This window comes from Fenollaria timonensis, from assembly GCF_001457835.1.
Lineage (GTDB): Bacteria > Bacillota > Clostridia > Tissierellales > Peptoniphilaceae > Fenollaria > Fenollaria timonensis.
This window is the reverse complement of the sequence record NZ_LN898230.1, coordinates 305,396-324,480: the sequence shown is the minus strand read 5'-3', so window position 1 is coordinate 324,480 and position 19,085 is coordinate 305,396. Positions and strand designations below refer to the sequence as shown.

The 19,085-nt window shown below is 32.9% G+C and carries 20 protein-coding genes and 4 pseudogenes; 6 read left to right on the top strand and 18 right to left on the bottom strand.

From position 1 onward, the window contains the following. Positions 1-40 precede the first annotated feature (40 nt). The 9 genes and pseudogenes from BN3004_RS04640 to BN3004_RS04610 form a co-directional block, all read right to left on the bottom strand. Entirely contained in the window at positions 41-547 is a 507-nt protein-coding gene (locus BN3004_RS04640) for a hypothetical protein (RefSeq protein WP_196792482.1), read from the bottom strand. A gap of 122 nt (positions 548-669) precedes the next feature. Next, positions 670-852, bottom strand: a complete 183-nt coding sequence (locus BN3004_RS08445; protein ID WP_196792481.1) for a suppressor of fused domain protein — start codon at positions 850-852, stop codon at positions 670-672. 119 nt (positions 853-971) lie between these two features. Continuing rightward, complete coding sequence (locus tag BN3004_RS08375; RefSeq protein ID WP_058260054.1) at positions 972-1,358, bottom strand: alpha/beta hydrolase family protein; 387 nt, start codon at positions 1,356-1,358, stop codon at positions 972-974. 25 nt (positions 1,359-1,383) lie between these two features. Continuing rightward, the gene (locus BN3004_RS04630) at positions 1,384-1,809 is read right to left on the bottom strand and encodes a hypothetical protein (protein WP_058260053.1); all 426 of its coding nucleotides are present in this window, start codon (positions 1,807-1,809) and stop codon (positions 1,384-1,386) included. 169 nt (positions 1,810-1,978) lie between these two features. Further along, entirely contained in the window at positions 1,979-2,422 is a 444-nt protein-coding gene (locus BN3004_RS04625; protein WP_058260052.1) for a hypothetical protein, read from the bottom strand. Positions 2,423-2,449: 27 nt separating this feature from the next. Beyond that, the gene (locus BN3004_RS04620; RefSeq protein ID WP_349267123.1) at positions 2,450-2,902 is read right to left on the bottom strand and encodes an SMI1/KNR4 family protein; all 453 of its coding nucleotides are present in this window, start codon (positions 2,900-2,902) and stop codon (positions 2,450-2,452) included. A gap of 121 nt (positions 2,903-3,023) precedes the next feature. Continuing rightward, positions 3,024-3,251 (bottom strand): annotated as a pseudogene (locus tag BN3004_RS08255) (helix-turn-helix domain-containing protein); the annotation flags it as partial. Further along, on the bottom strand, positions 3,148-3,501 hold the full coding sequence (locus BN3004_RS08440) for a hypothetical protein (RefSeq protein WP_196792508.1): 354 nt from the start codon (positions 3,499-3,501) through the stop codon (positions 3,148-3,150). The gene BN3004_RS08440 and the pseudogene BN3004_RS08255, both read right to left, overlap by 104 nt. Positions 3,502-3,510: 9 nt before the next feature. Beyond that, complete coding sequence (locus BN3004_RS04610; protein ID WP_058260051.1) at positions 3,511-3,933, bottom strand: TetR/AcrR family transcriptional regulator; 423 nt, start codon at positions 3,931-3,933, stop codon at positions 3,511-3,513. A 281-nt stretch (positions 3,934-4,214) separates the two neighbouring features. On the opposite strand from BN3004_RS04610, the pseudogene BN3004_RS04605 reads away from it, so the two are divergent. The 5 genes and pseudogenes from BN3004_RS04605 to BN3004_RS04590 form a co-directional block, all read left to right on the top strand. Beyond that, a pseudogene (locus BN3004_RS04605) lies at positions 4,215-4,577 on the top strand (plasmid mobilization protein); the annotation flags it as partial. 2 nt (positions 4,578-4,579) lie between these two features. Then, positions 4,580-5,818: pseudogene (locus tag BN3004_RS04600) on the top strand (relaxase/mobilization nuclease domain-containing protein); the annotation flags it as partial. 47 nt (positions 5,819-5,865) lie between these two features. Further along, entirely contained in the window at positions 5,866-6,180 is a 315-nt protein-coding gene (locus BN3004_RS08550; protein WP_242854168.1) for a helix-turn-helix domain-containing protein, read from the top strand. Positions 6,181-6,217: 37 nt separating this feature from the next. Beyond that, positions 6,218-6,415 (top strand): hypothetical protein, encoded by a 198-nt coding sequence (locus tag BN3004_RS08545; protein ID WP_242854191.1) that lies wholly within the window; start codon positions 6,218-6,220, stop codon positions 6,413-6,415. Then, positions 6,343-7,254, top strand: a complete 912-nt coding sequence (locus tag BN3004_RS04590; protein ID WP_349267122.1) for an IS3 family transposase — start codon at positions 6,343-6,345, stop codon at positions 7,252-7,254. The genes BN3004_RS08545 and BN3004_RS04590 overlap by 73 nt, the downstream gene beginning before the upstream one ends. Positions 7,255-7,397: 143 nt before the next feature. On the opposite strand, the gene BN3004_RS04585 is transcribed toward BN3004_RS04590, so the two are convergent. The 8 genes and pseudogenes from BN3004_RS04585 to guaA form a co-directional block, all read right to left on the bottom strand. Further along, positions 7,398-8,309: a DUF4435 domain-containing protein gene (locus BN3004_RS04585; RefSeq protein WP_058260048.1), complete on the bottom strand. Its 912-nt coding sequence runs from the start codon at positions 8,307-8,309 to the stop codon at positions 7,398-7,400. Then, positions 8,293-9,852 carry an AAA family ATPase gene (locus tag BN3004_RS04580; RefSeq protein WP_082244085.1) on the bottom strand — a complete coding sequence of 520 codons (1,560 nt, stop codon included), beginning with the start codon at positions 9,850-9,852 and terminating at the stop codon, positions 8,293-8,295. Before BN3004_RS04580 ends, BN3004_RS04585 begins: the two co-directional genes overlap by 17 nt. Before the next feature lie 36 nt (positions 9,853-9,888). Next, a complete protein-coding gene (locus tag BN3004_RS04575; RefSeq protein WP_058260047.1) occupies positions 9,889-10,104 on the bottom strand; it encodes a helix-turn-helix domain-containing protein in 216 nt (71 codons plus the stop codon). A 297-nt stretch (positions 10,105-10,401) separates the two neighbouring features. After that, positions 10,402-10,760: pseudogene (gene tnpA / locus BN3004_RS04570) on the bottom strand (IS200/IS605 family transposase). Between the two features lie 325 nt (positions 10,761-11,085). Then, complete coding sequence (locus BN3004_RS08370; protein ID WP_196792480.1) at positions 11,086-11,613, bottom strand: hypothetical protein; 528 nt, start codon at positions 11,611-11,613, stop codon at positions 11,086-11,088. Between the two features lie 643 nt (positions 11,614-12,256). Further along, positions 12,257-13,237, bottom strand: coding sequence for a HipA domain-containing protein (locus BN3004_RS04560; protein WP_058260045.1), 981 nt, complete (start codon positions 13,235-13,237; stop codon positions 12,257-12,259). Next, positions 13,234-13,446 (bottom strand): hypothetical protein, encoded by a 213-nt coding sequence (locus tag BN3004_RS04555; protein ID WP_058260044.1) that lies wholly within the window; start codon positions 13,444-13,446, stop codon positions 13,234-13,236. The genes BN3004_RS04560 and BN3004_RS04555 overlap by 4 nt, the downstream gene beginning before the upstream one ends. Before the next feature lie 792 nt (positions 13,447-14,238). Further along, positions 14,239-15,774, bottom strand: a complete 1,536-nt coding sequence (guaA, locus tag BN3004_RS04550; protein WP_058260043.1) for a glutamine-hydrolyzing GMP synthase — start codon at positions 15,772-15,774, stop codon at positions 14,239-14,241. Positions 15,775-15,918: 144 nt separating this feature from the next. Between guaA and BN3004_RS04545 the strand changes: the two genes are divergently transcribed. Then, positions 15,919-17,979, top strand: a complete 2,061-nt coding sequence (locus BN3004_RS04545; protein ID WP_058260042.1) for a YcdB/YcdC domain-containing protein — start codon at positions 15,919-15,921, stop codon at positions 17,977-17,979. A 58-nt stretch (positions 17,980-18,037) separates the two neighbouring features. Here the strand turns inward: BN3004_RS04545 and BN3004_RS04540 are convergent, their stop codons facing one another. Then, positions 18,038-19,084 carry a M42 family metallopeptidase gene (locus BN3004_RS04540; RefSeq protein WP_058260041.1) on the bottom strand — a complete coding sequence of 349 codons (1,047 nt, stop codon included), beginning with the start codon at positions 19,082-19,084 and terminating at the stop codon, positions 18,038-18,040. Position 19,085: the final 1 nt, after the last annotated feature.

Below are 19,085 nucleotides of genomic sequence, written 5' to 3'. Positions count from 1 at the left end.
AAGAGCTCGGTCAATTCACATTTTTCTTTTTGGGAATATTTTACCCATCAATTCCTATATCAAAAATATCATCATATAAACCTTCAAACTCAATATCCAACAAATGATCTGCATCAAGTGTGTGCTCTGCGTATGTTAAAAGGGTTGTTATCCCTCTTCTTTGAAATATCGGTTTACCTAATTTATGAATAATACTCTCTATATTTTCTTCCGGATAACAATATTTAAAAGTCTCCGACTCTTTACAAGCTTTTGCTATTTTGATTAAGTTTTTAGAATATGTACTAACTAATTTAGTAGAAAACTTGAGTTCTTCATCTGTAAAATCTTCTTCACTAATACTTATCTTAAAATCTTCGTTTTCATATTCATATTCTGAAGAATAAATAGTTTTATTTAAAATAAAGTCTTTTTTTAGCAGAACGCTTCCACAAAATTTTCCTATGCTATCGCTATTCAAAACTTCCACCTCCACCGCTACATAAAATTTATCTAAAATATCTTCCACTTGAAAGTCTCTTATTGTAGTATCATCTTTTTCTATCATTTTTTACATTTCATTATTCCAGTTCAACAACTTGGGATTTAGATAACCGATTTTCTACTATAATTGGTTATATCCGATCCAATTTTTTCATATAAACTTTTAACATCTAACTCTTTGTTTTTTTAAGCAATAAGTTCTGAATCTGTTGCTCCAATAAATTCTACGAAAGTTACTTTTCCGTTTGGAGAATTTATTGGATTTAATTCATTATCCGGAATAGTAATAAATCCTGTAATATTAGATTTCATTTCTACATCTATCCCTTGTGTTTGACCTGTATATAAATATTCATAAGCATTTCTCAAAATTGAAATGAGCGGGAAGCCGTTTTAGGGCTTTCCCGCCTTGATTGCCCATCAGCAAAGAGAATATTTGTTGGTATATCCCAATGTATAGTATTCTTTCTAACATAACTCAAATATTCTTAAGATAAAGATTCTCCAAAAGAGGTTTCTATTTCTTTCTCTAACATAAGTTCATCTTCCGTTACATTCTCACATTTCATCATATTCAAAATTATGCTTTCCATATCAACAATAGGCGAAATTAACATTGCTTTTTCGATAGGCATATCGAATAAAAATATTAGTGAAAAGTATGCTCCTATGCTGTTGGCAATTAAATAAATTTTATTATATTTAGAAATAATGGAGTGGAAATAATTTCTAAACTCAATTTTAGCATCCCACGGGTTTAATGATTTGTAATCAAATCCAATGATTTCAAAGCTATCATCAAAAAATTGTTTATAGTGATCGGCTTCTTCTGCATTACCACCTTTGCCGTGAACATATATAACAGCATTTTTCATTCAAATTACCTCTACAACTTCTAATTTATGAATCAATTCTATAAATTATTTCTCCTATATTATATATGTTGATTATTCCACTGACAGGCTCTTTGCCTTCTTGCCAAATCCATCCGGAATATATCGTACAATATCCGTTATACCCTTCAGTTAGAATTTCAAATTCAGCGTTTGAGTACTGTTCTACATACTCAGTTAAACTTATAGCTTTTCCTGAAAAATCACCTTCATAAACTGTTTTATCAAAAATTAATATGTTGCAATCGTCAATATCAATTTCTGTAAAATCAATTTCGCCAGTATAAATAATTTCCCGTTCTTCTGTGTATTGGAATATCTTGTCTAACTTTAATCTCAATAAAGCCTCTTGATATTCAATATTTATAATACGGCTATCATGTAAACTTAGGGCAATATTGCTTCCCCTATTTCTTATTAATTCCTTGCTCATACCAACCTCACAAATTCTAATTTGTCGCTTTCTTCATACCCATATATAACAGGTCCATATATCCACCACAATAAAAATCAGCATACTTTTTAAATATTTTCTGCATTGGAAATACACACTTTTTCTTTCTTCCTCTTGATTATCCACCACAGAAACTGAAAGTTTTAGATTAGTCCCACACGATTTCCAAACAATCGAAGTTATCTGGAATTGGTGGTACGCACGAATAAGTATTTAATTCAAATGCCTCTATTGTAATTACTCCATCAGAGCATAGCCATTCGCAATTTACTAATTTTTCTAATTCCGCAGGCAAAATGGTTGTGCAAATCACGATTGTATCTCCTGCAAGAACTAATTCTTCTTTCCCATTGTTTTCTACGATTTCTGTATCATCGTGGAGAGCAATACGCACCCATGCTATGTCAGGCATTAACTCAATCTTTTGTAGCATATTTTGTATTTCAGAAAGCGTTGGACGGCCAAATTCCCATTGGTTCGGAGCAATGGAATCCTCCTCTGTGTTTCCATCGAAAAATTCATCAAGCGTTAGTAATGGCAAGCGTTCTCTATTTTCTTCCAATATTTTTTTGAATGTATTCAACTCTATCATAGTCACAATTCTCCCCTCAAATCAGAATTAGTTGATTTTATCCTCTTCCCGGATTTTCTTGTTTTTCCGTTCTTCTAACTCCGCAATTTGGTTCATCAAGCAATCTGAAAAAGTCCCCTCAATCGGTGTAGCGTCTCCTGTTGTGTAGTAGTCAAGAAGGACTATGTTATTATTCTTGTCAAAACAAAATATTTCATCACCATTCCCTATAATGGACAAGAATGGGATAAAATCAGTAAAACCTTCATCGTGTAGCTCTTTCGTTTTTTCACGAATATCCAAAAAATCGGGTATTCCATTGGCAATTCCATAGACTATAATTCCTCGACAGAACGACCAAAATGGGCCTATGTCATATTGTTTCGCTTGTGGCCATTTTTCTTCTCGAACCTCTATATAAAGCCCACCTAATGGAGACATAGTGAACTCTCTAAAATCAGCAGGAAGATTTATCCCATACTGATTTTCAAAATCCTTTATATCCTACTCCGATGGCTCACTTCCCATACAAGCTACAACCTGATAAGTCTGCTTATCATAATTATGGAAATAATCATAAACTTTTTCCAATGGCATAATATACCTCCTACAAAATCCGATTTTATATTTTCTTACTTCGTCCCCGCTGCGGGTTTGGATTTTTCAACAAGTCCGATTTCTGTGCAATCTTTTTCAGCCACTTCTTTTCTTCCTCGGACAGTTTCTTCAAGTTCAATTTGAGCCGCTTACAGATAAACGCCAAAGCCGCTTGCTCCGGGTCGCTGTCTGGACTGGCAGTTTCCTCGGCGGTCTGCAAGAAATCTTCCAGCGGGTTGTCCTCCAGGACATATGAAAAAATCTTCAAATGTTCCACTTGGCATATAGTCAAAAGTTGAAAAACCAACTGTTATTGAACAGCAGGCTACCAATGCATCACCTTCCCATGCTCCGAAAAATAATATTTCCCCTTTGCTGATTGCAACTTTCAGACGTTTCTTGGATATATCATTCGGTATATCCTCTCCTATTTCTGCTTTATATTGCTTTTTAAGTTCCCACAAAAGATCAATTTGTGAAGCGTATATTTCCTTGTAATCCATTCATAACCTTCAGATAAACTCTGAATATACATCTATAAATTTTCCAATGTAATAAAGCAATTCCCATAGCCTGTAAGAGTTATCTGTAATTAAATTCTCTTTTGAAAAATTATATCTTGTCGTAAACTGACCGATATCTTTTACTATAAGTTCTCTTAAAATTTTTATTCTTTCTTCGTAATCTATTTCCTTATTTCTTAATATATCAAATTTTATTTTCAGATTTTCTGAAAAATGGCACTCCATACAAGCTAAAAATATATCCTCTTTAGATTTGAAATAATAATAAAACATTCCTGGCGACCCGTTAACTTCTGCAAGAATATCTCTAACAGGAACTTTCTCATGCCCATACCTTTCAAAAAGTCTGGATGCTATGTTTATAAGCTCCTGTTTTCTTTCTTCTGGATCTTCTACATTTCTCTTTGTCAAAACCTCACCACCTATTGGCCGACACTCGTTCTGTATAGTTATATATTAGTCTCATATAATCGTTTTGTAAAGAATTTAGTAGAAAATCATACTTAAGTATGATATAATTACCAATGATTTTAATATATGCTTAATGCTTGAATTCTTTTGTAGCAAGCACAGTAAGTGTACGGACACTTACGGAAAATTGACGAAGCAGCCCTTGGGGATCTGCTTCTTTTTTTATCAATTTTTAGCTTGTTAGGGAGACCCTAAGACCCCGAAATACATTCAAAGGAGGAACAACTATGGCAAATAGAACAAGAAACGAAAGACTTGAAATTAAACTAACTGAAGAAGAAAAGGCTCTTTTTGAAGAGAAAAAAAGACTTGCGAAGTGTAGAAACATGAGCCATTTCATCCGCAAATGCGTTTTGGAAAAGGAAATTTATCAAGTGGATTTAGAGCCTTTCAGAGACTTACAAGGCTTACTTTCTAATGCAACAAACAACATCAATCAGATTGCAAAGCGAGTAAATTCGACAGGCGTAATCTACAAAGAGGACATCAGTGATATAAAAAAAGAGATTGAACATTTCTCAAAAGAGCTGTGGCAAATTCATTCACTACTTCTGAAAAGAACATCTGAAACGGAAGGTGAATAATAATGGCTATTACAAAAATACACCCAATAAAATCGACTCTTAATCTTGCTATCGACTACATTGTAAATGGAGATAAAACAGACGAGCAGCTTTTAGTAAGCACTCATAAATGCCACGAATCAACTGCTCATACTCAGTTTTTAAGGACACGAAATGACGCAGGAACAAAAGGAACCGTTCTTGCAAGACATCTCATTCAATCATTTTTACCGGGAGAAACAAGTCCTGAATTGGCTCACCAGATTGGTATGGAGCTGTGTAAAAAGATACTCAAAGATGAGTACGAATTTGTCTTATCTACTCACGTAGATAAGGGGCATATCCACAATCACATCATCTTCAATAATGTAAATTTGGTAACAGGTAGGTGCTACCAGTCTAACAAGAAAAGCTACCACCAAATCCGTTATCAGAGTGATAAACTCTGCAAAGAAAATAGCCTATCTGTCATTGACGAGTTCTACGAAAGCTATAAGAAAAAATATAAGATTAAAGGTAAATCTTGGTATGAAAACGAACAGGCAAAACATGGAACTTCTTGGAAAAGCAGGCTTCAATTTGACATTGACAGAATGATAAAACAGTCAAAGGACTGGGACGAATTTTTAAAGAAGATGGCTGATCTTGGCTATGAAATCAAATACGGTAAGCACATTGCTTTTAAGCCAAAAGATAAGGCGAGATTTACAAGGACTAAAACAATCGGAGAAGATTATACCGAAGAAAGATTAAAAGAACGAATTGCAGAAAGAGAGTTTATCAAGACTCCTGCCGTCAAAAAACGCATCGGCAATGTTATTGACATAAACACAAATGTTAAAGTAAAAGAAAGCAAAGGCTACGAATATTGGGCAACCAAACATAACCTTAATACAATGGCTGAGTCTGTTATTTATATCAGAGAATATGGCATTAAATCCGTTAAACAGCTTGACGAGTATATTCAAAAAGCAGCCGATGAAAGGCAAAATATACAAGAGAAAATCAAAGCTATTGATAAGGAAATGCAGAAGCTTTCCACCACTATGGAGCAAGTTCATACCGTTAAAAAATACAGAGCGTGCTACAAGGAATATACTGCTAATCCGTCTGACAAGGCATTTTTTGAAGAGTACAAAGCTCAGATTACCCTATATGAAAATGCTCTCTCAGAGCTTAAAAAATCCTATTCCAAGCTCCCAAATTCAAAGGATATTTTAGCTGAGCTTGATAAATTACAAGAAAAAAAGAACACCCTTATGTGATATGTACCCTCTTTACTGGACAAACCAGTAAGGAGGGTATTTTTATGCGATATAGTTATGAATTCAAAAAAGAATGCGTAGAACTATACAAACAAGGAAAGTGGATGGAACCACCAGAAGGAGTTACACAAGAAGCTTTCAGGAAAAAAATTAGGTATTGGGTCAGACTTGTAGACTTTCATGGAGAAGAGATACTAAAACACAAAGAGCAGGATAAAAAGTGGACTGCAGAAGAAAAATTTAAATGGATATCAAAAGTATTAGTAGGAAATTCATATAAGTCTGTAGCTATAGAGGCTGGCATTTCAAGTGGTCAACTTTACAATTGGGTTAATAAATATAAAAAATTTTGGGTATAATTCTCTTGAAATTAAGAAGAGAGGAAGACCATCTAAAATGAATGATAAGGATGAAAACACTAATATAGAGCCAAAGCCACTTAACGAATCCGAACGAGAAGAACTTATTCGTTTAAGAGAAGAAGTTAGATATTTAAAAACAGAACGAGCAGTCGAAAAAAAATTAGACGCCTTGAGAAAGGAAAAATATGCTGCATATCTCAAGGCGAAAAAGCAGCAGTCATCAGAGAACTAAGAAGTGAAGACCACACACTAAAAGATTTTTTAAAAGCTATGAACATGCCTAAATCTACATACTACTACGAATTAAGTAAAGCTGATAAAGTTGATCTAAGAAACAAAGAAATCAAAGAAAAGATAGAAGAAATATTTACTTCAAACAAAGGTAGATACGGAGTAAGAAGAGTGCATCAAGCACTTCTAAGTAAAGGATATATAGTAAACCACAAAAGAGTTCAAAGACTTATGCACAAGATGCATCTTTTAGGTAAGAGACCAAAAGAAAAGTATCATTCATATATGGGTAACGTTGGTAAAGTTGCTGGTAACATCATAAACAAAGACTTCACAGCAACAAAGCCATGTGCTAAGTGGACTACAGATGTATCTCAATTTAACTTCTCGTGGGGTAAATGCTATCTCTCACCAATATTAGATATGTATACAAACGAAATCATCTCATACGACTTATCATTACACCCAAACCTAGAACAAGTATCGAGAATGCTTAACAGAGCATTTGAAAAATTTCCATGCGTAGAAGGCTTAATCATGCACTCAGACCAAGGCTGGCAATATCAAAACAGCTACTACATCAAAGAACTAGAAAAACATCAAATAATGCAGTCAATGTCAAGAAAAGGAAACTGCTACGATAACTGCATCATGGAAACATTCTTTGGCAGACTAAAAACCGAGATGTATTATGGATGTGAGAGAGACTTTAAAACATTTGAAGAGTTTTCAAAAGCAATTGATGAATATATATACTACTATAATAACGAAAGAATTCAAAAGAAAACAAAATGGATGCCACCTACTTTGTATAGGTTAGCATCCATGAATGTAAACTAAATATTAATGTGTCCAGTTTTCTGGGTACACATCATATGCAAGAGTATTCTTCCTCAAAATCCACTATGGACGAGCTTTATAAGATACGATAAAATTACGGAATTTATATGGGTAAGGAGATGGAGAGATAGCTTCCATCTCCTCTATATAACAGAGCATCTTTCCTTTATATAATTAATTAGACATCTGGGAGTTTCTGCATAATTTGATAAATCTGAAATTAATGTTGATTCTGATGTATTTAAACGCATACGCCTTTTTTTAGAAAACCAATGCCCTTCATGATTTGCTCCTTTGTTAGACTCTTCCTCTATTTTTTGTATACATTTTGGCATTTTTTCTAACATATATTTCCCACGTATATATCTTATAGCATCTGATTTTAATCTTTCATATTCTTCTTCAATCTCATCATCTGATAACTCAATATAATTTTTGATTTTTTCCCTAATATCTTCAAATTTCGAAATATTTGCTATATCATCATATCTCTTTATTGCTGATAAGTTTGGCTTGGCACCACCCATTTCGTGCGATTTTTTTATTTGTAATGAATAACAAGCATTTCCATAAAGAATATCCTTAATTATATTGTCTCTAAAATTTATCACATAATTGTATGCAGCTTTGAAATCATTCTCGTCATCTTTAGAATGCTCTGATAAACCCATTTCTGCTCGTATCATATTTTCGATTGCCAAATCAGTAAAATATAAATTTTCGATTGAGTAAGTTGGAGTAATATAAATATCATTATCAATATTTGAATTATCATCAAAATCCTTATCAACAAAAAACATTGTTATAATTTCATTATCTGTGACAGCTTGATTAATGATCATACTATGTATTCTGAGTACATTTTTTTTACAGTTACAATCATACTTTTTGTATTTTTTGTTACATACAAAAGATATTCTTGGACAATAATACTTAAAATCATCTATCCCCTCAAAAAATAAAAATATTTTTTGTGATGACTTAGTCTGTATGTAGCTCAGAAAAATAGCTTCTACACATTCTGCCTCCTCACTCATTTTATCTTTTCGCGACATCTCTTTTCTCCTTATACATTTCTAATTCTTTAACGTAATCTACATATTCGTTTTTAAATATAAACGGAGAATGTGTTGTCGCTATAAGCAATGCCACTTTTTCTGAGTCGTATATATCTCTTAAAAATTCTTTTTGCCATTCTATAGATAATGAAATTTCCGGTTCATCAATTATAAAAATACATGGAGATGTAACATCTAAATAAACCTTAGAAAATATAGAAACTATTTGCTTTTCTCCGGATGAAAGATCTTCAAAATCAATTTTTAATCCGTCATTATCAAACACATTCATAGTCAGCATTGTTTCATCATACTCTATTTTTTTCCCAGAAAGATATTTAGAACAAACTTGAGCAAATTTACTTAATTTTTTATCAATAGCCTCCTGTGAATTATATATATTCACTAGCTTTTGTAAATAATAAATTAAAAATTCTATGTTAGAATTATTTTCATTAAATTCTTTAGATGTTAAAAATGGTCTGAGCTTATCAATATTGTCTATCCTATCCTCACCTATCCTTTTAATAACTACATCTACTTTGTGCATATCAATATTGCCAAAATCATCTATATAATTGCCTATGCGATCTGCTAACAATTCACTAATAATATTTGCATTCATCTCTATATATGCTGCATTCGCATCTTTACGAAATTTCTCCAACAGATTTCCTATCCTATTTTTCACATCACTCATACCAAATCCCATGTATTTAGTAGTTAACTCTCTGTTTACATATTTTTTTGGATTAGTAGAAAATACTCTTTCAAAGCCAACTTCTACTCGCCTATATGTAGGATAAAAAACAATTTCTTCCCTTAATCTATCTTTAATTCTATAAATCTCATCATACAAATCACTATATTGTAAATCCTTAATCTTATGTATGATTTGTTCTAACCTATCATTATTAAATCTTTCATCATATGGCAGCCTATAGATTATTTCATCCAACATAGATGGGTCAATATACCCCTTATGTATTATTTCATTTCTAATTTTTAGAGAAAAATTTCTAGGAAGATATCTCTCCAAATCCTCTAATAGATACATCATATGTCGATTTATATATTCAATGTTATCTTTATCTTTGAATGATGAAGTGGGCTTTTGTTTATCAATAATATAATTCTTATTTGATATGTTAACTGAAATTTTTTTAAAATTAATATCATATAAGGTTCTTGCATCTCCTGTTAAAATAGCAACTATTATAGTTAATATTGTTGTTTTACCAACTCCATTTTCAGAAATCCATATTGCTATATCATTTCTAAAATCAAGACTATAGTCATATTTTCCAAATAACCCTTCTATTTTTATATATTTAAGTCCAGATTTGTTGTTGTGATTTTTTTTCTTTGTAGCATTAAGTCTTTCAAGAAGTTCTTTTATTTTTTTATCCGATAAATCTATATCATCGTTTTCATTAAATATTTCAATATCATTTAAAAATAAATACTCCAGCAATTGTTCATTTGTCAAAGCAAATTGTCTAGATAAATCATCTATCTTAATGTATTTTTCAAATTTCATTTTTTACCCCTTTACTTTATAGATTCTATTACATAATCAATTATTTTCATTATTCACCAACTCCATGATTTCATTTATACCACAGTTCAAACTATCACATATTCTGACAATCACATCAGTAGTGATATTCTCACTATTCTTCATTTTATAAAAAGTACTTCGACTGACTTCCGCTTTTTCCATTAGCTCAGAGTTTTTCATGTCTAAATCTATCACTTTTTTAAATAGCTTTTTATAACTTATTTTTGACACAATTGTCCTCCTCATGCATCTGATTTCGTTTTTATCATTATATCATATTTATTCACTTTTTTCACCACAAACTTCCTTTTACGCAAACATACGTCATTTGTATAAAATCATAACCACTGGCGTAGCCGGTGGTTTGCTCTGCCCCTGCAAGGGGCTTTTACCTGCTGTGCACCTTGTGCACGTTGAAAGTCTACCACTTGCACTACTTTCTCAACTGACGCTAAAGTGCCTCTTTACTTCTTTTTACTTATTTGTCTTTTCTCCAGTGAATGGATCTATATATTCTTTAAGACTTATTTAATCTTTTGTAAAATCTTCTTTAAGTTGATTGCGTATATACTCTTGTATCTTTTTAGCATTTTTTCCTGCTGTATCTACATACTTCAGACTCACATGTCTATCGAATATCATCAAGCTACTTTTCCCTTTTAATATCCCATTATTTCTGAAACACTAAACTTTGGTAGTATTTTTACTAACATATGAATGTGGTCTGGACATAATTCTGCCTCTATTATTTCTATTCCTTTTCTTGACATAAGGTCTCCTATATCTTCTTTTATTCTTCCGTATATTATTTGTCTTCTATATTTGGGTGCAAATACGATATGGTATTTACAATCCCAAGTTGTATGTGATAAAATGTTCTTATCCAATTGGATTAACTCCTTTCTGATATTTATTGTAGTTTGGTAGACTATTTTTTATATCATGAAAGGGGTTTTTTCTTGAAGCTAAAGCTAATGATTCTCCGAGCATAGCAGGGGGGGTTATTGTGGTCAACCCACAAATAAATCAAACTATAATTTAAAATTGATTTTTTATAGTACTATTCTAAATATATTTATTTAATTATATCACATTTATATTTATATTTTCTATACACTTATCATTATCCTTAAACTTAATTTGTAAACTTCTGTAAATATATGATGTACACATCAAGAAATGTATTTTTTACACTTCTTGATAATTGCTATATCACAGATAGTATTTTATTCTCTTTAATGTCGATATAGCCTCTATATTATTCTTAAGCCTTTCTGATGGAGTTAGTTTTTCAACTAGAATTTCATTTGTAATTTGAAAGTTCTTTAAGTTTGGATCAACAAAAAAAGAAGCCTTTTTAGCTTCTTTTTCCAAATCTTGATTTTCTTTTAAGCTTCTATTATCTCCTTGATTAATATCTCTCTCAATGCTGACATCATCACTGGATATTGTGGACTGTCCTCGCTCTCTATCTTCCACGCTTTCATCATTCTCGGTTCTTCCATCTTGATGAAGTTCTCGGCTCTCACTTGCGTCTCTTTCAAGTGGTCTATCAAGGTCTTGTCCCAATATAGTTCTTGAAGCTTCATCCAATTCTCTTCCGTGTGTTCTATCGATAGATAATCCAGCCTCATTATCGCCCAACTCACTCCATGATTCTTTTGGAATTCCTCGTCCACTAGTAGCTCGTCCTCCGCTATCTCGTTCATCTTGTAAGCTATCTCCTCTGTGTCCTCGCACTGATCGAACGGACTCTCTATACCCATCTCCTCGTACCTTTTCAAACTCTCCTCGAAGTCCATTTTCTATACCTCCTATATCTCTTCCTTTTACTTTAGTGCTATTGTACAATATATCATTATTATTTGTCGAGCCTTTTGTTATTTTCTTATTAAGCAAAATAAAAAAGGAACTATAAATAATTATAGCTCCTCTATATGATTTTTAACGTGTTTCCGAAGATACCTCCATCTCCCACGCTACGGTCTACAGATAAATCTAAACTGTAATGTTTTTCGCTATCTCAGGTATTTCCGACGCTCCCGGTTAAGCTAAAGGATAAACATTAACCCCCAATCCTCTGTTAATTGTGAATATATTATAGCACATTTAGCTTAATCTTTCAAATTCTTTAGCTTGTAATTTAAGTTCTTTAATTTTTTCAGCCGAATCTTCTTTTTTCTTGTTTTCTTTCTCAATTTTATCAAGAATTCTCTCTAATTTATTCATTTTATACCTCCATTTTACTCATTTCAATTTTAAGCTACTTAATAGGCTCATAGCTCGATTTTATATCTTAAGCCTATTAAGTATATGGACAAGCTTTTGAAAGCCGTGCTACGCTTAAAATATGCATTAAAATAGAGTGAGTATAAAACTCACTCTATAATTCTAAGTCATTATTATGTTTTTTGACATTCTTGGCAACATTTACATCTTTCTTATACCATTCTATTTGTTTTAGTATTGATAAGCTACCTTTATCCTTACTGATATTAATATTATTTTCTAAGGAATACACAATTATCTTTTCTAGCCTATTATTCAGCATTGTATATATAAACTCTTTGTGAATATCAGATATTATAGGTGCATCATTAATCACTTGCAATATCTTATCTTTGTCATATCTTTCTACAAACTTTTTTAAAGCATTATGACAATCTACATTGTCTGTATTTTTTAAATAATTATAATAGTTTAATTTAGCTCCGCCTATTTTTAATGCAGAGTTAGGAAAGACATATACTCTTTCGTCTATCTGTTTTTCATCTTCTAATACAATCTTCATTTGATCTTCTGCTAATTGTGGATATAAACAAGAACCGCAATCAAATATAGGCGCTGATTTGCACAGTCCTGTTTCATTATTATAGAGATAGCCCCAGTTACCGTTATGCCTATCAAAGTTTCCGAGAAAAGCATCTATGATAAACTGATCCCAGAAAAATGTTTTAAGTTTTTCTACTTCTATTAAGTTTTGTTCTTCAATAGTTGTTAGAACTTCTGATAACTCTGCATCTGTTCCGTTTGTTGAACTAAACACAATATTATTTTTTAAGGAAGCAAAATCATAGAATGTATATTTACCGTTTTCTCTAAAGTCTTTACAAGCTACGACTATTTTGTCATTAAATTCGCCCAATATAGTTTTTTGAACTTCATATCCAAGCTTATTAATTATGTTGCAGCTAAGATATTCACTTATACAACTATTTGAATATCTTATATTAGGATTATCTTTGGCTAATCCTGCCGTTTTTATCATATATCTTTCATTATTATAAATGATACAAGCCTTTTTGCCATTAGCTCCGTTATAGTTTACCGACAAATCTATATCACAGTTACTAAAGTCAATCATTGTTCTTTCACCATTCCTAAGTATTTTCTTCTTAACTCCCAAGCAAATTCGCTGGATATTTCTCTATCCACTTCTGCAGAATTTATTGACCCATAAATTTCTCCCCAATACATTGCTTCTAATATATCATCTTTATCTTCTTTAGCTTTTAAAAAGCCATTAATCGATACTTGCAAGTGCATAGGTAAAGTTTTTATTTCTATATCCATACTTATCACCTCTTTGTTATATTATATCATAAGTCGCAGCTCATTACACTATCTTTCATACTCTTTTTCAAGTCCAATAATGTTTATAGTTTTATTATTAAAATTGTTATATCAGTTAAGTATATTTTGTATACTATTCAAACTAAACACTTCCTTTATAATATTTCAAAAAAATAAGGAGTAATACTAATCGATCACTCCTTAGTCAATTTTAGTGGCTTTTTAGCAATACAACCTCACTAGCCCTTGAGTCCACCGATAAATTGTAACGGTGATGTTTTTAGCTATCTCGGGTATTTCCGACGCTCCCGGTTAAGCTAAAGGATAAACATTAACCTCCAATCCTCTGTTAATTGTAAATATATTATAGCACATTAAGCTTAAACTTTCAAATTCTTTTTCAAGTTCTTTAGCTTAGAGTTTAAGCTAATTAATTTTTCAGCAGACTCTTTTTTTATAACTTTCTTTTTCAATTTTATCAAAAATTTTCTGTAATTTAGCCATAATAAATCTCCTTTTTACTAATTTCAATTTTAAACCGCTTAATAGTCTCATAGCTCATTTATGCTTTTAGCCTATTAAGTTGCTAGGCTTCTAAAAACCTTACTACCCTTAACATATGCTTAATAAGACCGCAGTTTTAAACTACGGTCTAATTTTTTGTCCAAATATAAACCACTTGGAACTATTATTTAGTTTATTCTTTTTAGCTTCCAGTACCATTTGAGTACCAGTAGCTATTTTTTATTCTCCATATAACTTGTAATTAAGCCATTTTATAGAATTTTGCTACTACTCCCACTCGATTGTTCCTGGTGGTTTAGATGTAATATCATACACCACTCTATTAATTCCTTTTACTTCATTTATGATTCTATTCGAAATTTTCGCAAGTATATCCATATCTATCGGATAGAACTCTGCTGTCATGCCATCTGTGCTTGTTACTGCTCTTAATGCGCATACGTAGTCATATGTTCTTTCGTCGCCCATAACACCAACTGTTTTTATATCTGGTAGCGCGGCGAAGGCTTGCCAAATCTTTCTATATAGACCGTTTTTCTTTAGCTCGTCTATATAGATGGCGTCTGCTTCACGAAGTATTTCTAGTTTTTGTTCTGTGATTTCGCCTATGACTCTGATGGCAAGGCCTGGTCCTGGAAATGGATGTCTATAGATAAGGTCTTCATCTAGGCCAAGCTCAAGTCCTATGGCTCTTACTTCGTCTTTGAATAACTCTCTTAGTGGTTCTATCAGTCCTTCGAAGCCTATGTCATCTGGTAAGCCGCCTACGTTGTGGTGACTCTTGATAACTGCTGAACCGTTTGTTCCTGACTCAACTACGTCTGGATATATGGTTCCTTGAACAAGGTATTCAATCTTGCCAAGCTTCTTTGCTTCTTCTTCAAAGACTCTGATAAATTCTTCGCCGATGATCTTTCTTTTCTTTTCTGGCTCTGATACTCCATTAAGCTTATCCATGTATCTCTTTTGAGCGTTAACTCTAATGAAATTCATCTTAAATCTATTCTTAAATATCTCTTCGACTTGATCGCCTTCATCTTTTCTAAGTAGACCATGGTCAACGAAGATGCAAGTTAGATTGTCGCCTATTGCCTTGTGCATAAGGGCTGCAGCAACTGATGAGTCGACGCCGCCTGATAGTGCTAGTAAAGCTTTTTTGTCCCCAACTTTTTCTCTTATCTCTTTAACTTTATTTTCAATAAAATTTTCGCTCGTCCAATCGCCCTTAAGACCTGCTATATCATAAAGGAAGTTTCTAATCATCTTGTCGCCGTCGATTGAGTGTTTTACTTCTGGGTGGAATTGTACTGCGTAAATCTTTTTTTCTTCATTTTCCATCGCTGCGATAGGACAGTTATCTGTCGATGCGATGCACTTAAAGCCTTCTGGCAGCTTGGATATGTAGTCAGTGTGACTCATCCAAACTTGTCCACTTTCTACACCTTTGAATAATTTTGATTCCTCATAATGGCAGATAGTCTTACCATACTCTCTGTTCTTCTCAGAACCTTTCTTTACTTCACCGCCTAACAGATGAGCTGTTAGCTGAGCTCCATAACAAATACCCAGTATAGGTATGCCTAGCTCGAATATCTCCTTCGATATCGATGGTGAATCATCAAGATAGGCTGAGTTTGGTCCGCCTGTAAAGATTATTGCCTTAGGGTCTTTTGCTTTTATTTCTTCGATGCTTTTAGTATAAGGAATTATTTCCGAGTAAATATTATTTTCTCTTACACGTCTTGCGATCAATTGCTTATACTGTCCGCCGAAATCTATTACTAAGACTAAATCGTGTTTCATTTAATCACCTCTTGTAATAATTATATCACAAGTTTATTTTTAAAGCTATAAATTCCACAGACTTTATCAAAATTATTACAATTTTGTTAAAATCGTTATGCACTTATAATAAAGTGGTATAATATAAACAAAGGAGATGATATTATGCTTAAAAAGATGAACGTAATCGCTGCAATGCTAGCCATCGTTATGGTTTTGTGCGCATTGCCAGTAAATTCATTTGCAGAAACAAAAAACGTAAACAAGGTGGACGACAAAACGATGGAAAAATTAGTTTTAAAAGCAAAAGATGTTTTTAATATCAAAGATGTTTATGATAATTTCGAGGTTAACAGCTCGAGTGACGATCAATACGGCACTATATACAACTTATCATGGTCAAAAAAAGACAACTCAAGTGGAGTAAGTGTCAGCATATCAAAGGACATGCACATCACTAACTATAATAAATATGAGAATAAAAAGTACGAAACACTTAAACCAAAGTACTCATATGATGCTTTGAAAAAATATGCTAGTGATATGATTAAAAAGATTGACCCTGTAAATGCTAAGAGCCTTAAACTAAATGAAAACACTTATCAAAACTTTGGTAGTGACAACGCTTATACTTTTAACTTTGATAGATATGTAAATGGCAGATGCGTTATAGGTGACGGCGCAAGCATCACAATAGGCTATGTTGACAAGAGCGTTCAAATGTACTCACTTAACTACAACAAAGGCTTTGATTTTTCAAAAACTGCTGAGTTTGATGCACTTAAGAGCAATTTGACTATGGACGAAGCTATAAATATTTACAAGGACAATGAATATCTAAAGCCTATGATTAAGTTTGTGATCAATGAAAAGAAGGAGCCAAGGCTTACATTTAAAACTATATATAGTAACGAATTAAATGCAAATTACTTTGTTAATTCTACTAGTAAAAAATATGAGCGCTACGACTACCCTGTCTTTTTAAATAATTACATGACTAAGGACGCTGCTACCGAAGAGGCTATGGATGGTCTAAGTGAGTACGAAGTTAAAGGCATTGACAAGATTAAGGGCATAAAGGCTAAGGATGAGGCTGTCAAAAAAGCAAAAACTTATGTTAAAGATGCTAGCAAGACTAAGGTGACTTTATCTAGTCTAAATCAAGACTACATCACTAAGGACTACATCTACCACATCAATTTGGAAAGTGGCAAAGACGATAAAAAGACTTACTATAATATCTCATTCGATGCGAAGGACCTAACACTTTTAAGATATAGCAAATACAATAATTATGATAATAGTGATACTGACAAAAAAGATTTAAGCTCTGAAGAATTAAAAAAGATAGCTATGGACTATATCAAGAAGAATGCTTCAGATATTGATGAAAAGGAAGTAAAATTAATAAGTGCTGAAAATAATTCTATATACTTTGTAAGAGTGATGGACGGCTACTACGTTCCAGAAAACTCGATAAGCATAGGCGTTTCAATGGATACAAAAGAAGTAAATGACTTTTCAAGAGCTTGGTACAGAAAGCCTATTAGCTATGAAAAAGCAAAGATATCAGCAGATGAAGCTTATAATATAGTTAAAAAAGAAATTCAATACGAAGAAGCTTATAAATATATAAGAGATAAATCTGATCCAGCTAAGTCAAAGGTAGTTTTAACTTGCATGCCAAAGACTACTAGGATTGAGATTGATGCCATAACTGGTAAACTAACAAGTAATACAGATGAATTTAGAAATTACTCTGACATTGATAAATCAAAATACAAAGACAAGGCGACTCTACTTAAGCAAATGGGCTACGCTTATCTCGAAGACGAGATAATGCCAGAGAAAAACTTAAAGCAAAAAGACTTTATGACTTTTGTTTATGGATCTAGCTCAAGAAATGACATTGATGAGGCCATAGACTATGCTTATCAAAGAGCTATAAGAAATGGAATCATAAAAGAAAATGAAGTGAATAAAGAAAAAGAAGTCACTACGATTGACCTAGCAAAATTCATTGTAAGACTAAAAGGCATGGAAGAGCTTGTTGGCAAGGACATATTTAAGCCAGTGAATGCAAAGGCTAAGCTTACAAGCGAAGAAAATTCATATCTTGCCATCGCCAAGGCACTAGGATATATTAATATCAAGGCCATTGATAAGAATGCAAAAATCAATAGAGATGAGTTCATAAATATAATTTATAATTACATTTTTAAGTAAAGATACAAAAAGAAAATGCTTACAGCGATCGCTGTAAGCATTTTTTATATATAAGCTATTAATCTTCTAGTAGATAAGCTAGTGCTAGTTTGAATGTTGCGTCAACTGCTTCCTTATGTGTTCTTTCAAAGCTGTGTGATGCGTCAACGCCTGGTCCTATAAGTGCGGCTCTAACATTCCAGCCTGCTCTTAAAACTGCTGATGCGTCTGAACCGTAGTATGGATAGATGTCTATAGCGTATGGTATATCGTTTTTTCTAGCAAGTTTGATGAATTTTTCACTCATCATCTTGTCATATGGTCCTGAAGAGTCCTTTACACAAACTGTGCATTTGAATTCTGATGATGTTTGTCCAGTGCCTGGCGCTGCCATATCTACAGAGATAAATTCAACTGTCTTTTCAGGTAGTCCAGCTGTTGATCCGTGTCCAAGCTCTTCATAGTTTGAGATGAAGAAGTTTGTTGTATGTTTTGGTTTTATATTGTTTTCTTTTAAATATTTTACTAGTCCAACAAGAACTGCAACGCATGCCTTGTCGTCAAGGTGTCTTGACTTAATAAAGCCAGATGGTGTAACCCATGTGCCTGGATATAGATAAACATAGTCACCAACATTGATGCCAAGCTTTTCAACATCTTCTCTTGATGAAACTTTTTCGTCGATTCTAATCTCCATTGAGTCTTCGTCTCTCTTTGTTTCGTCAGCTTTTGCGCCATAAACGTGAGTTGAAGAAACATTTGTAAGTATAGTTCCTGTGTATTCGCCGTCATCAATAGTTGAGATAACGCATTCACATCCTTCGATAACGTTCCATGGGTAGCCGCCTAATTTAGTAAGCTTAAGTCTGCCACCAGCTGTGATGTCCTTAACCATGCAGCCAAGTGTATCAACGTGAGCTGATAAAGTCACTTGCTCTTCGTCATCTTCGCCCTCTACTGTTACATAGAAACCGTTCTTTGCATTTTTATGAGCCTTTAAGCCGTACTTAGCGAACTCTTCTTCAACTAAGTTAAGCGCCTTAATAGTGTCCCCTGTTGGTGATGGTGTCTTTAATAGCTTCACCATAAACTCTACCATGTAGTCTAAATCGTGTTTTACGTCCATT

What these genes read in the sequence shown, in the direction of transcription:
- BN3004_RS04555 (WP_058260044.1), bottom strand. Translation starts at nt 13,446, where the DNA reads ATGGATATAGAAATAAAAACTTTACCTATGCACTTGCAAGTATCGATT.
- BN3004_RS04580 (WP_082244085.1), bottom strand. Translation starts at nt 9,852, where the DNA reads ATGAAATTTGAAAAATACATTAAGATAGATGATTTATCTAGACAATTT.
- BN3004_RS08375 (WP_058260054.1), bottom strand. Translation starts at nt 1,358, where the DNA reads ATGAAAAATGCTGTTATATATGTTCACGGCAAAGGTGGTAATGCAGAA.
- BN3004_RS04540 (WP_058260041.1), bottom strand. Translation starts at nt 19,084, where the DNA reads ATGGACGTAAAACACGATTTAGACTACATGGTAGAGTTTATGGTGAAG.
- BN3004_RS08545 (WP_242854191.1), top strand. Translation starts at nt 6,218, where the DNA reads ATGAATGATAAGGATGAAAACACTAATATAGAGCCAAAGCCACTTAAC.
- BN3004_RS08550 (WP_242854168.1), top strand. Translation starts at nt 5,866, where the DNA reads ATGCGATATAGTTATGAATTCAAAAAAGAATGCGTAGAACTATACAAA.
- BN3004_RS04585 (WP_058260048.1), bottom strand. Translation starts at nt 8,309, where the DNA reads ATGTCGCGAAAAGATAAAATGAGTGAGGAGGCAGAATGTGTAGAAGCT.
- BN3004_RS08440 (WP_196792508.1), bottom strand. Translation starts at nt 3,501, where the DNA reads ATGGATTACAAGGAAATATACGCTTCACAAATTGATCTTTTGTGGGAA.
- BN3004_RS04560 (WP_058260045.1), bottom strand. Translation starts at nt 13,237, where the DNA reads ATGATTGACTTTAGTAACTGTGATATAGATTTGTCGGTAAACTATAAC.
- BN3004_RS04545 (WP_058260042.1), top strand. Translation starts at nt 15,919, where the DNA reads ATGCTTAAAAAGATGAACGTAATCGCTGCAATGCTAGCCATCGTTATG.
- BN3004_RS04630 (WP_058260053.1), bottom strand. Translation starts at nt 1,809, where the DNA reads ATGAGCAAGGAATTAATAAGAAATAGGGGAAGCAATATTGCCCTAAGT.
- BN3004_RS04640 (WP_196792482.1), bottom strand. Translation starts at nt 547, where the DNA reads ATGATAGAAAAAGATGATACTACAATAAGAGACTTTCAAGTGGAAGAT.
- guaA (WP_058260043.1), bottom strand. Translation starts at nt 15,774, where the DNA reads ATGAAACACGATTTAGTCTTAGTAATAGATTTCGGCGGACAGTATAAG.
- BN3004_RS04625 (WP_058260052.1), bottom strand. Translation starts at nt 2,422, where the DNA reads ATGATAGAGTTGAATACATTCAAAAAAATATTGGAAGAAAATAGAGAA.